This is a genomic window from Mucilaginibacter sp. GW821-FHT07G05, from assembly GCF_059418565.1.
On sequence record NZ_JBWKQC010000006.1, the window covers coordinates 100525 to 113472 of the forward strand.

Here is a 12948-nt window from a genome sequence, read left to right on the forward strand (position 1 = left end):
TGGGAATTCAAACCGGCCTCGAAACATTTTAAACATTCCGTTAAGCTTGACTATGCTGTTCCGTACAAATCAGATCAACGAATTGTGTTGCCATGTTATAATTTCGTATTTACAATTCAGTTAGTTGAAATGGTCAAAGTGCAACTGAAAGCTCCGCACACATTTTCGGAACACGATTGTCGATGATCCCGGAATATCCAAAACGCCCAACGAAACTTTACGGTACGAAACGTTTTTTGTAGAAATGGAGCCGGCGCTCGAAGCGCTGAGTGCCTTTACTAAAACCCTCCGGAAAATCAGTGATCATGAGGATTGATGCCGGGGCACGGCAGATCAGTTTGCATCAATTCTCATTCACATCTGTCCTCTTCTTCTCGTCAGATGCGCCGTAACCGGTTTTGTTCTTCGTGATTTAAAACTCACACCGGGCAGAGCAGAAAAAGTTTCTACCAATTAATGGGATAAGACTGGTGGTTTGACTACTTACACCATTATAGGCCATAAAATACGATTTCCTGTTTGTTAGGTTCTCTCCTCTTATAGAAAACGTAAAAGGTGATTTTTTAACCTTCCAGTTAAGTTCTGTATCTATTAGCAAGAACTTCATTTCATTATCCGACCTTATATTGTTATAGGTAAAATTAGCATCGGTTATAATATTGATATCTTTTGTAATCAAAACCCTTTGCTTCAATCCGGCAGAATAGTTTTCAAAACGATTGGACTGTTTTGGAGAAGCCGCATTCAAGGCCGGACGTTTGTTCACAACCGACCTGTAAAGGCTTGATAAAGTGATGTAATATCGCTGGTTCCAGTTTTTCTTGAAAGCAAACTTTGCGAATAGCTGAGTATTACTGCCTTTCAATACCTTTTGTTGATATGCAAAAAGATACGGGCTGTGAAACCAGTTTGCTTCCAGCTCCAGCACTGCTCCAAGTAGAACTGAAGGAATTTTATTAACTGTACCTATCCGTATATCATCTGTTGACCTGCTTACCACTGAGTCTGTCGAGAAATATAAAAACCCGAGATAGCGCCCGTCAACCACCCTGTTGTTAAAATTACGATTGTAACCGATACTGAAACTGGACGATGTCAGATCGGTTAATTTAGTTATACTAAAGCTGTATTCAGCTCTCAAATTTTTTAACGTAGTACTGCTAAGTGAGTTTTTCGCGAATGCGGTTGCACTTTGTGGTAATAGAATAGTGTTCAATCTGCTGAACATATTATCTGATTGAAGGTACTCCACCATCAGGTTGTCCGAGTGTGATTTTAATAGTTTGGGGACAAACATAATGTTAGCTGATATTTCTGGTATAATTAAATTCCTTTCCACATGCTCCTCCGCAACAGCATTGTGATTAACGCCTGCAAGCACAGAATAATTAAGATTGTTCCCGTTTTTAAATTTGAATGCGCCGCGTGCCCTGGCTGTCAGCATATTTCGGACATAGGTTCCCCGGCCATTGAAGTTATCCGGTTTGTTTGCCGGAAGCTGATTTAAAGTATCTGACAGTGCAAAACCAGGGGCAAGTTTCATGGTGTAATTTCTATAAAATAAAGTTGCATTGATCTTATGCTTGCCGATGTTGAAATGTGTCGCCTGCTCAATATTTAACTTCGAAAACAGATGATCTGAGGTCTGAAAAAGCCCGTTATAAGAAGAATCTGTCAGCATGAATATTTGTGGCCATTGCTTGGAGAATGAGTTAATGTTTTGTCTGATCTGTTGATGACTATATTCCGCAGTCGTAATAAAAGCCTTGTTTTTTTTAGTTAGGTAGGTGTACCGTACCTGGATATTAAAGCTATTCCATAAATTATTGGATAGGTTACTGATAAAATCTGTGGTGCCATTTTCTAAAAATGAGGACCGTGTACTGCTTCGGCCACGATCAGCATACCACCATGCTTTAACTTTCAAACTGTTGTATTGGTTAATTTCATAGTTGTAGGTTTGGCCAAGATTGATTACTAATGGTTTGTTAGCGGGCATTGTATGCTCAGATCTGACAGCGTAATTATTACCATCAAAGAAGTTGAATGTACTGTATATGTCCTGTACTTGTTTATCCGAGATCAGCGCTAATGTAGTCTTGATATTCAACTTTTTACTGCTTTGCGTATTTACCTCAAAGCGGTTATCAAATAACCTGTTTTTGATGTAATACCTCTCAGGTATGTCCTGTATCAGCTTAAGTTGGGTGCTGTTCACCATGAAGGCCTGGGCTTCGTATTCAGCTGACGATTTCAGTTCGGAAAGTGTTTGCCATCCTATGCCATCACCCAAACTGTTTATGTTGCCTATATAACCTGCTTTTATATATTTGTTGAGGGAAAAGATAACAGGACTGGCCTTATAACGCCCCTTATCCCCAAGGCCTGCTTCGAAGTCACCAAAAGCAGCTTTAAGGGTGCCTTTCTTAAGCGTCAGGTTAATAAAGGTTTCATTGCCCCCAAGCTTGTTAAGAAGCTTATTTTCATTTTGGTTTTCCTGCGCCTGAAGCAGCTCTATCACATGGACAGGAAAGCTGTTTAGCAACAGCTTTATCTTATCTGCAAAGAGTTCCTGGCCGTCAATAGTAATGCGCGTAACCGGTTTATTCTTATAAAAGAGTGAGCCATCTTCCCTAATCACAAACCCTGGCATATTCCTAAGTATATCACGCAATTTTTTTTCATCGCCCTGCTTAAAGGCATCTGCCCGAAAGTTGGTCGTGTCTCCCTGCTTCCAGATCGGTGGCCCTTTGATATGCACATCTTTCAGCATGTTTTGGCGATAGCGAAGTACAATATTACCAGGATCCACGGGTATCCCCACTTTGAAATAAAGCGTGGTATCAGAATAAGAAACGTGATTGATCAATACGCTGATACTGTCATCATTTTTTTGCGCAGTGACTTCTTTTTGCAGAATGGCTGTCGCTGTCAGGCTGAAATAGGCATAGATAAGGCCAGTTCTTTTACCGCTGATCTTTATATTACAGTCAGTTACACCATTGCCGGTTTCATCGATAAATCTTGCTTTGATAACTATTTTTTGTGCATATAGGTCACAAAAAAACAGCATAAAGATCGTCGTGATGTATAATTGCTGCATACAGGCTATGTCGGCTGTACATTTCCCCAGCTACGGGCATAAGATAAATTGATTTTTGTACCACTATTTGAGGTTAAAACATAAGGCACACCAAGTGATAGTTTTTTCATATGAGTACGAGGTAGGATGAGTTGTTATTCAATACGTTAATTTTGTTTAAGAAGTTCAGCTTGCTTTTCTTGCTTACTTTTTGAAGCAGGCATGCCGACGCTTTTTAATAATGGCCCCTTGTCCATCGGCCCGTCAAACGCCTTTGGCTTGAAAATCTTGTCGTCAATGTTGGCTTCCATGTCGTAGCTGATCAGTGTGTAATGTGCATTGATAGGCAGGCTCTCTGCTTCTATAACCAGCCCCGGCAATCCTTGCAGGCTGCGCAGGCTGGTGGCAGCCGGGATGTCGGGGCAGAACCAAACGCGCCATTGGTCACGGTCAGTAGCGAGCTGACATTTTAGGCCATTAATGATCTTTGTTTCTGCCTCGAACTTCCAGGGCCGCGTTTTGGAAGCTTCGAAAGGATGTTCAGTAATCGTCCGCTGGTGCTGCGTGTACAAACCTTGCCTGGTAATTAGCGAATCATAGTCGTGGTAGAATAGCATTTGAACACTATCCATGTTTATTGGGGTTTGATAATAGGTATTGTCTTCGGTAAAGATGATTTCACCCGTTGGATATTTCGCCAGGTAATCAGGCTGTTCCCAATAGATGTATTTATTTCCTTTCTTATAATAATAGGCGGTTAAAGGCAGAACAACATTTTTTTTGTTTGTTCCGACGGCTACGCTAACATTTAGCTGGATATTATATATTGCTTTAATGTTTTGAGCATGAGATATAACGGGTAAAAGCGCAGCTAAAAAGAAACACAGATAAATAAAAGGTTGATTTTTCATTTATAGAGACGGTTTTATTGAAAAACTAATACCCGATCTTGATGAAGATCGGGTACCGAAAATGATCATGGATTAATGGAATGACTTAAGGGGCTACGCAGCCAGCTACCAACGCATTATGCAAAGCAATTGTTGCTTGCGCCAGTTTCATCGTCGCGCATGAATTAGCGGCGGTATACGCGGCGTCACAGCTTACTGTGCTTGTTTCCGTACAACTTGCCGAAACAGTCCAGCTCGATTGGATTTCTGTTGCGGCACAATAAAAAATTAGCTGACCCGATTTGCTTACGGTGATGGTACATTCTTCCATTGCCGACCGATCTGCTACAGGTGTGTTTTGAGTTTGGGGAGTGGTTTCAGCACTTGCACTCAAGGCAAATGCGCAAAAGCAGAGAACTAACAGCTTTTTCATTTTGTTTAGGGTTAAGGTTAATTATTAATAGCAATTTACGCATACGAACTTATCTAATGATTACGAATTTTACCTGATTGTGGCATATTTTTATCCTAAATGAAATATCAGGTGCATTCAGTAATTTGTAACTTTCAATATTTTTAGTCCGGTCACATTGCAAAAAGGCCTATGAAATGGGTGTATGTTCCTTAAAAAAGATTTTTGCTAAATTCACAGATACAATGGACATTCCGGTAAGCTTGACCATTCTGTTCCGTGCAAATTAAATCAACGACTTGTGTTGTTAAATCATAATTTCAAATTTATAAATCAGTTATATAAAATGGTCAAAGTGTAGCAGAAAGCTCTGCACCCGCTTTTGAAACACAATGGTCAATGCCCCCGGAACATCCAATACAGTACAAATTCACAATTTCAATATTACTGTTTAAGATAAATATTAGGGTTCGGGCGTAATAAAAGACATGCACTTAGAACAATTAGTTACATTCTATACAAATAGAGATAAATTTGTATTCCATCCCATTTCAACGCATAAACTTGGCAGTACCTGCATCAGAATGTTCTACTTTGGCAGGAACAAAATTCAGGGTCATGGCTTGACTTATTTCCGTTTGAACGGCGAAGCCTTACTCGGCATATATCTGCAAGGTAATTTTATTAAAGACGAATTTTTATCCGTATTTGAAAATGCGATTCATCTGAAAGAGGTAGATCTACGGGATAATAATATAAGTGGTACCCGACTAAAGCCTTTCACTAAAGCATTGAGGTTATTGACACATATCAAAGTTAGCGGCAATCCAATTATACGGGAACAGCTACCGAACGACAATAATGTCATCATGCTGAATTGACTAAATTCCAAGCCAAAAAAAGGCTGCCGAATGGCCACAAATGGGCGAAAGATTAACCCTTCCAAACATTCGTGACTACTTGCTGTCTATTCTTTTAAAGCCTTACGAGTTTCCTTGTTAATTTTCCAGATAAACCCATCCAATACATAATGTGTAGACTGCGGCAAGGCCAGCAGCGGAACCAATAAAGACAACAGCGGCTTGTTTTCTATTTTGGGCAGATGACCGAATAATTGGAAAATGCTGCCATGTTCTTTCCATATCAAACCATCCCACAAGCCTTCTTCAAGGTAGGCAAGTACTACGAGCATCACTATAAAAGACATAATCCCGTACCTGTTAAAAATTGCCTGCCAAAATATATTACCCTTACGGCCACGCTGACCACCTTTTTTCTTTTCCTCAACCCATATAAGCGCCATGTACGGAATGCCGTGCGAAATAACGTTGAGGGTGGTAAAAGCCAAATCGCCGTTAAAACAAATAATACCGAAATACCAGGATAAGAATGTGCCCGCTATTAGTACATTCCGGGGCAAATTGAACTGTTTTATTCTAATAAATAACAGGATTTCTTTAACCACATACATTAGTATAATAGCGAAGTAAAGTATGTTGCCCGCGTTGAGCAACCAGCCATTGACAGGGAGCGTAAAGAAATCGTTTTCAATAAACCAGTTGAATTGCCTGTTACCCTCAATATGCCAGTATACAATAGGATAAATAGTTGCGGTGTATATGGCTATTTTATCAATAAGCATGGCATAATATCCGCTCTTTTCCTTGCGGGAATACAAACGCATAAAACCGTATTGCTGCCTTATAAAATGAAATACAGCCAGGTAGGCCAGTACCCGCCAAAAAATAAGAGCATCCATGCTATAGAGCAAAACCCCTATAACATAACATATCAACGGAATGGTAAGCAGCAGGCCGGGCTTTTTTAAGCCATGAGGATTAAAATAGGTACGGTATAGGGTGCTGTAAACATGTGCAACATCAATAAATACAACCAAAACAAGCCAGTAAATTATAGGCATGGCCGATGAAACCTGAAATTGCCGCGGAAATAAAACAACTAAAAGCAAAGCAATAAAGGGTGGCGATAATATAAAAACACTATCGGTAACCGCCGAGTGGAGCCATGGCTGTTTATTTTTCTCGCTGTTATGCATAGCTTGATAGTACCTGTTTTGCCGCTTTTATACCCTGGTGAAAAGCCTCTTCAAATATGGAGATACCACTGAGATCGGTATGCGCGAAAAACAAGCTGCCGTTTACAGGTTGCTGCGCGTTCTTCCTGTCGGCTCCCCAAATATAGTTTACATCTGGCGCTATCATACCGTGGCCCCATATCCAGCCGTCTACCTGTTCAATATTATCCGTAATGCCGGGGTGCATGTATTCAAGTTCGGGGATAATAATATCCAGCCATTGCTGATAGGTACGTGTATAAGCCGCAAGCCGGGCCACGCGCGGTTCGTAATCGCACAGCGGCAAATAGTAGGTGATCACCTTTTTATTTTCTATTGCGTTTACATGCTGCTGATTGGCGTTAACATACCCAACAGAGGCCGTGTTATATGGCACATTATCCCAGCATAAACCGGCGCCCTTACCTTGCGGCAGGTTATTAAGAGTAATATTGGCGATAAACCATGGCGAATAATGCAGTTTATCAAGGTTGAAGCCCCTTTTTGAGGCACCCTCAAATATCTTTTGATTCACAAATTGCGGCGTGGCCAAAATGGCCTTCTCCGCTTCAATGGTATAGGTTTTGTTTGTTCTAAGATCCAGCATCCGGGCAATAACACCTCCATTGGGCACAGTAGCAATATGATAACACATAGCACCTTGCTTAACGTGTTCTTTAACACCTTCAGCCAGTTTTTTCATCAGCCAGCCATTGCCTTCGGGCCATGTAAGTACAGCGTTAATTTCGGCATTAGCCGCCTTGCCGCGGCGGGCAGCAAAATAATGCAAACCGGCCCAGGCCGATACTTTATCTGTTTTTTGCCCGTAATCGTCTTTACAGCAATAGTTGAGGTACCAAAACAAATAGGGCGAAGTGTATCCCTCTTGTTTCAAATATTCTTTAAATGATGATTTATCTAAACCCAGGAATTTTTCATCGGCCGAACTATTGTCCAGCGGGATATCAAATGCGTATCGTCCATCAGTACCTTTTGCCTGCTTTAAATCATCAATCAGCCTGAAGAATCTTTTTATCTGATCGCGGTCTTCGGGTTTTATACCAAAATCGGGTACTAAACCTTCTTGCCATTGCCCGTTGATGAGCAAGCGCTCTTCCGGGTCAAAGCATAGGTAATAGTCGTTGTAAACCGGCAGCCCTTTCTCGTAATGAGTTATCGCGCCGCATTCCTGAAAAAAATCAAGTAATAATTTATCATCGTTATTGGCGATGGTAACGTAATGCGCCCCAAGCGGGTAAGATGACACCGCGTTACTGCCCGAATGAGAATTTCCGCCGATATGGTCTTCCAGCTCTATTAACTCGAAATCATGATGCCCTTGTGTTTTCAACCACCTTGCGGCCGATAAACCGGATATGCCACTCCCTATGATCAGCGTTTTTACCCGGCGCGCCTCTGTTGGTATGGGTAGCGGGGTTTTATCGCGCAGTATATGCCCGGCTTTGGCATTGGGGCCTTTTATACTGCCTTTAATGTTTTTATAACTATTACCCGGTTTAATTTTTTTGATACAACCACTTAGCAGGATGCCTGAGGTAATAATGCCGGCTTTCAGCAAAAATGCCCTGCGGCTGATGCCATTGCGCAGGCTCTCCTTTTTATAGAACGGCTGCCCACTCATCTTCAAAATACTTTACCAGCACCTGGTTGTTCAGTTTGTTAACTTCGGTTTCTACACGGGCCATATCCGGCGGAAAATACAGCATTTGGTTTAGTCCCCCTGTCGAAATAAACCGCATGCCGGGCAGGTAATGGTCCGGTTTTTTGTAAGTGATATTTTGAGTGGCCATTACATACCCCCAATCGCCAAACGACGGAACATAATTGTGGTAAGGGATGGTATGCAGCCCTACGGAGCGGAGTGTTTTATCCACCGTCCAAAACGATTTTGGCGCTACATAAGGCGAGGTAGATTGTACCACCATAATGCCGTTGGGCGCAAGCATTTCTTTTACCAGCGAATAAAAGGTATTGGTATACAATTTACCAACCGAAAAATTTGATGGATCGGGAAAGTCGATCACAATAAAATCAAACTTCTTTTTTTGCTCCCGTGTCCAGGTAAAGGCATCGGCATTGATCACTTTTACCTTGGGCGACAATAAAGACCTTTTGTTTAACGCCAAAAGCATGGTGTTCGACTTAAAAAGCTCCGTCATACCCTTATCCAGATCGACCAATGTAACCGAGCGGATCTGTGGATAGCGTAATATCTCGCGCACCGCCAAGCCATCGCCGCCGCCCATCACCAATATATCTTTAGCGCCGGGCAGCGCCTGTAAACCGGGATGTACTAAAGCCTCATGATAGCGGTACTCATCATCAGAACTGAATTGCAGGTTGCCATTTAAAAACAAGCGCAGCACCTTGCCTTTTTTGGTGAGCACAATGCGCTGGTAAGAGGTACTTTTTGAATAGATGATGGTATCGCTATACGTCATGCTTTCGGCATAACTGGTGATGGTATTGGCGTACACAAAACCTATAAGCAAACCCAAAATACTGATTACGGCGCTGGTTTGTAAATAGGTTGCCGCCTTAACTTCTTTTTTGAAGTTAACACAAACTATAAGGGCTACAGTAACATTTAAAATACCCACCAGGTATGATGTTTTCACCAAACCCAAATAGGGTATCAACAAAAGCGGAAACACCAAGGAAGCAAGCAGCGCGCCAATATAATCGAACGTAAACACGCGCGATACCAGATCTTTAAACTCGTACCGGTCCTTCAAGATCCGCATCAGCAGGGGTATTTCCAGCCCTACCAGTATCCCGGTCAGGCCAACCAAACTGTATAATATGATACGGAAAGACGCCGCATTTTCAAAAACCAGGAACAAAATGGTAGAACTTGTACCGCCTACAATGCCTACCAATATTTCTAACTGAATAAACCAGTAAACGATATTCTTTTCAAAATACTTTGATACCCATGAGCCAATCCCCATAGAAAAAAGGTAGGCGCCAATAATGGTTGAAAACTGTGTTACCGAATCGCCCAGTAAATAACTGGCAAGTGTACCGGCAATCAGTTCATATATCAACCCGCAGGTGGCTACTACGAAAACCGATAACAACAGCAGTACATGCAGCTTTTTATTCATGTTACCCGTGTATGGCCGAGCTGATAATAATGGCTACCGCTATCATAAACGACGCGCAAACAATAGCCAGTGCTATGTTATGTTTTTCGATGATCTCTTTCCAAAGATTTTCAGGGGTTATCTTTTCTATGATCCAAAAAGCAACCAGTAAGATCAGGATACCTATTATAGAGTACAATACCGATGCTACGATGTACTTGTAATTTATTAATTCGTTTAAGCTCATGATATTTTTAGTTTATTTATGATAAAATCTGCGTGCGCCGTTTCGTGCATGGCTGTTAGCGTTGTCGGTATTTTTTTCTACCGTGCTTTCCCAGTACACAATACCATTATAGCTTGCATAGGCAAAGTAACCTGCAATTAGCAAAGCAACAACCAGGTAAAACCTTATATTTTTAATTTTCATTAATCTTCTTCTTCATAAGGTGAAAAATCACTGTTTAGCCAGCGTTGCTTTTCAAAGTTCCGCATCCTGTACCAGCAATAAGCCGGATATATACAGAGTAAGATACAGGTAATAATGAGGTTCATCCATACCGCTATGTTTGTAGTTACCTTGATGTTTACACTATTCCTCAAGGGATCGCCCGATGCCGGGTAAACATTTAAATGATACCTGCCGCCGGGGATTGATGATAACAGGGAGGTAGTACTTTGCGAGCCTTCGCTCCAGCTTTCGCCACCTTCATAACCATGGTAATATTCAATGCCCTCGGTAACTTCCCAGGTTTCATTGGTTTTTTCGTTCACCAGTACAATAGTTGCCTCAAGCCAGTTATTGTCAACATCCGAACGTACTTCAAATTCAACTGCCGACGCTCTTCCTTCAATATTAAATGCCGGGGTGGCAAAAGGTTTAAAATCATCAACGGTTTTGGTTGTATCGCGCGTAATTTCAAAAGTTTCATCCATCACCATTGTTGCAGGCCTGGTAACCAAATTTACAATCTGGATAATAAGTGCTAAAGCGATAAGTAAACCGGTAAGCCTTGATACATCATGCCACCTGCTATAATGTTTTGAAAACTGGTTAGCCCCGATCCCTTTTTTTGGCGGAAACAGTTTTTCATCTACTTTAAACGCGGCCGCTATTTCGGCAGCTTCAATATACTCACCAAGGTAATGGTTTGTAACTACATCCGAATGTTGCTCCCTGTAAATGATGAATGGCGGAGCTATAAATTCCGATGTTTTCATCTTTTCCGCAATCGGGTCCCAGTCAAATTCACCTGTTAAGGCAGTAACAACGGCGGTATATTTATTAAACAAGGCATACTCTACATCCTCATAGGCCAGAAAAGTCCACTTATTATCACGCAACTTTTCCAGCGGTGGGTAAAACTCCTTACCTGCTACAAAATTCCAATGCCCATCGTACTCCGCAAGGTTAGCATATCCCTTTTCGTAATTGTATAAGAGGTATTCGCGCCAGCCATAATTAGTACCATGTTCCTTTTTTTCGAGGTAAGCGATAACTTTAAAAGAGTAGCCATTTAAAACGCCTTCGGCACCTACAGGTAAAACAGGTTCTTTCTTAAGTTTATTAGCTTGTTTTTGTACAAGTGCATCGGTATCAGTAATAAACCTGAGAAATGACCGACACGAGTTACAAACATAAAATTCGCTCCCGGCAGGGTCTTGTAATAATGTTACCTTACGGCAATTAGGGCAGGCAACCTCTTCAGGTACAGGAAAAGCTTTTAAATTAGTTGTTGCCATCTGTTACCTGTTTACTTCAGTATACTGTATTTCCGTTCCCTCAAAAAAGGCCATTACTTCGGCATAAAACTGCTTTACCTTCTCCGAATTATCTTTTTGATAGTTTGATAAGAATATGTCAAAAGTTGCCAGCCCAAATTCGGGCCAGGTATGTATAGAAAGGTGCGATTCTGTTAAACAAATTACCGCGGTAAAACCGCCGCCTTCAAATTCGTGATAAACCTCCCCTACCTTACTCAATGCAAAATTGTTTATCAGCGTATCGAACAATGCCCTGCATGGCTCACATGAGGTAAGGTATTCGCTTTTGGGGGTAGTAAACTCTGTTAAGATATGTAGTCCGGGTTGATAAGGCATTTTTTAGCGTATCCTCAAAAATATAAATTAATTTTATTCGCAGAGCAGTTCTGTAACTCATTTTTGATAACGCCAGACCTTTGCCGGGAATTTTTTAATTCAGAAAAGATATATAGTTTTTATCGAAAGACAAAAGCGAAATGTAAATATGATGGCGTTTAAACATCTCATTTTAACTGACCAACGCCCTGAGATTAATAATTATACCTTTTTTATTATCGGATTTGCACCCCGCAAGGCAAATCTCACCTTGTACTTTATCGATCTTAAAAAGCACGAGGCCGCGCTACAAAAACTGGGTAAGATCAAAACCGGTGGTGGTTGTGTTTACATCAATAAACTGGCAGATATTGATTTGGAAGTGCTGAAGAATATCATTGCAGCAAGTATTTAAGCAACAACACATTGCTTCTGCTTTGCAAAAACTTAACAAGTATAAAACAAAGCGACAGCGAATGGACTGCCGCTTTGTTACCGGCTATTTACAAAACCCGGTCATTATTTTAGTTCAGTATCATAAATAACCGGTGTGGCGTAAAATACGTTAACAGGGTCATACACAAAACCCAGCGAGATCACTTTATTGGGCTTGAAAAACTGCGAGCCCTGGCTATCCCAATAAATAGTAGGATAATAGGTTAATACATCAACAAGCATATTGCCCGTTCCCGGTTCAAATACTCCGAAATAATACCCAAAGGTGTAGTCGCCGTGCTTTGTGGGGCCAAGTTCTAAATATGGGCTGAACCTATCTTTACGTACATTTTTAACGGTTGTAACTTCTTCAGATAGAATATCACCATTGTCCTGATAATAAAGTTCATATATTTTCAGGTCAACCGAGGCCGGTAATGATTTCTCCAGGTTTACAAACTGCACCAGGCTGTTGCCTTTGGCCGGTGTTACACTGCCATCGTACCCTCCGCCAATAATTTTAACCTCGGCAGTATACAAAAAGCTTAGTTTGGTGCCTTTACCTTCAACGTTAAGCAAGGTATCTATCACCGGGCTTCCTTCCTTTCCTGTTTGGTATATTTTCAGTTTCCTATCACCTGTGTAAGCCTTAATTGCTTTAACTGCAGATGGCGGTTTTAGCGTATCCACAACCTTGCCGTCAATATCAACCAGCAGGTTGCCTATATCAGTTGTGGTGGTGGCGTTAATGTTTATTACGCCGTAACCTTTCGCTTCAATAAGCTCCCCCTCATTTTTACAAGCGCCCAACAGCAATATGGCAAATGAAAAAAGGTATAAATATTTAAGATTTGATTTCATGTGTTTTA

The 12948-nt window shown here is 41.3% G+C and carries 13 protein-coding genes; 2 read left to right on the plus strand and 11 right to left on the minus strand.

Annotated elements, in window-relative coordinates:
• Nucleotides 1–412 precede the first annotated feature (412 nt).
• The 3 genes from AC07NA_RS16265 to AC07NA_RS16275 all read right to left on the minus strand — a co-directional run bounded on the left by AC07NA_RS16265 (nucleotide 413) and on the right by AC07NA_RS16275 (nucleotide 4405).
• Nucleotides 413–3103, minus strand: coding sequence for a hypothetical protein (locus AC07NA_RS16265; protein ID WP_494898642.1), 2691 nt, complete (start codon nucleotides 3101–3103; stop codon nucleotides 413–415).
• 146 nt (nucleotides 3104–3249) lie between these two features.
• Entirely contained in the window at nucleotides 3250–3993 is a 744-nt protein-coding gene (locus tag AC07NA_RS16270) for a GLPGLI family protein (RefSeq protein ID WP_494898643.1), read from the minus strand.
• Nucleotides 3994–4078: 85 nt separating this feature from the next.
• Entirely contained in the window at nucleotides 4079–4405 is a 327-nt protein-coding gene (locus AC07NA_RS16275) for a hypothetical protein (RefSeq protein ID WP_494898644.1), read from the minus strand.
• Between the two features lie 467 nt (nucleotides 4406–4872).
• Between AC07NA_RS16275 and AC07NA_RS16280 the strand changes: the two genes are divergently transcribed.
• Nucleotides 4873–5265, plus strand: a complete 393-nt coding sequence (locus AC07NA_RS16280; RefSeq protein ID WP_494898645.1) for a hypothetical protein — start codon at nucleotides 4873–4875, stop codon at nucleotides 5263–5265.
• 86 nt (nucleotides 5266–5351) lie between these two features.
• Here the strand turns inward: AC07NA_RS16280 and AC07NA_RS16285 are convergent, their stop codons facing one another.
• Genes AC07NA_RS16285 through AC07NA_RS16315 form a run of 7 tightly spaced genes read right to left on the minus strand, consistent with a single transcriptional unit; the run spans nucleotide 5352 to nucleotide 11665 of the window.
• A complete protein-coding gene (locus AC07NA_RS16285) occupies nucleotides 5352–6440 on the minus strand; it encodes a hypothetical protein (protein WP_494898646.1) in 1089 nt (362 codons plus the stop codon).
• A complete protein-coding gene (locus AC07NA_RS16290; RefSeq protein WP_494898647.1) occupies nucleotides 6433–8100 on the minus strand; it encodes an FAD-dependent oxidoreductase in 1668 nt (555 codons plus the stop codon). The genes AC07NA_RS16285 and AC07NA_RS16290 overlap by 8 nt, the downstream gene beginning before the upstream one ends.
• Complete coding sequence (locus AC07NA_RS16295; RefSeq protein ID WP_494898648.1) at nucleotides 8078–9586, minus strand: polyamine aminopropyltransferase; 1509 nt, start codon at nucleotides 9584–9586, stop codon at nucleotides 8078–8080. The genes AC07NA_RS16290 and AC07NA_RS16295 overlap by 23 nt, the downstream gene beginning before the upstream one ends.
• Before the next feature lies 1 nt (nucleotide 9587).
• Nucleotides 9588–9812 (minus strand): DUF350 domain-containing protein, encoded by a 225-nt coding sequence (locus AC07NA_RS16300; RefSeq protein ID WP_494898649.1) that lies wholly within the window; start codon nucleotides 9810–9812, stop codon nucleotides 9588–9590.
• A 12-nt stretch (nucleotides 9813–9824) separates the two neighbouring features.
• On the minus strand, nucleotides 9825–9995 hold the full coding sequence (locus tag AC07NA_RS16305) for a hypothetical protein (RefSeq protein WP_494898650.1): 171 nt from the start codon (nucleotides 9993–9995) through the stop codon (nucleotides 9825–9827).
• Nucleotides 9995–11308 carry a DUF4178 domain-containing protein gene (locus AC07NA_RS16310; protein WP_494898651.1) on the minus strand — a complete coding sequence of 438 codons (1314 nt, stop codon included), beginning with the start codon at nucleotides 11306–11308 and terminating at the stop codon, nucleotides 9995–9997. The genes AC07NA_RS16305 and AC07NA_RS16310 overlap by 1 nt, the downstream gene beginning before the upstream one ends.
• A gap of 3 nt (nucleotides 11309–11311) precedes the next feature.
• On the minus strand, nucleotides 11312–11665 hold the full coding sequence (locus tag AC07NA_RS16315) for an S-adenosylmethionine decarboxylase family protein (protein ID WP_494898652.1): 354 nt from the start codon (nucleotides 11663–11665) through the stop codon (nucleotides 11312–11314).
• Between the two features lie 148 nt (nucleotides 11666–11813).
• Between AC07NA_RS16315 and AC07NA_RS16320 the strand changes: the two genes are divergently transcribed.
• On the plus strand, nucleotides 11814–12059 hold the full coding sequence (locus AC07NA_RS16320; RefSeq protein ID WP_494898653.1) for a DUF1801 domain-containing protein: 246 nt from the start codon (nucleotides 11814–11816) through the stop codon (nucleotides 12057–12059).
• A 104-nt stretch (nucleotides 12060–12163) separates the two neighbouring features.
• Here the strand turns inward: AC07NA_RS16320 and AC07NA_RS16325 are convergent, their stop codons facing one another.
• Entirely contained in the window at nucleotides 12164–12940 is a 777-nt protein-coding gene (locus tag AC07NA_RS16325) for a hypothetical protein (protein ID WP_494898654.1), read from the minus strand.
• Between the last annotated feature and the right edge of the window lie 8 nt (nucleotides 12941–12948).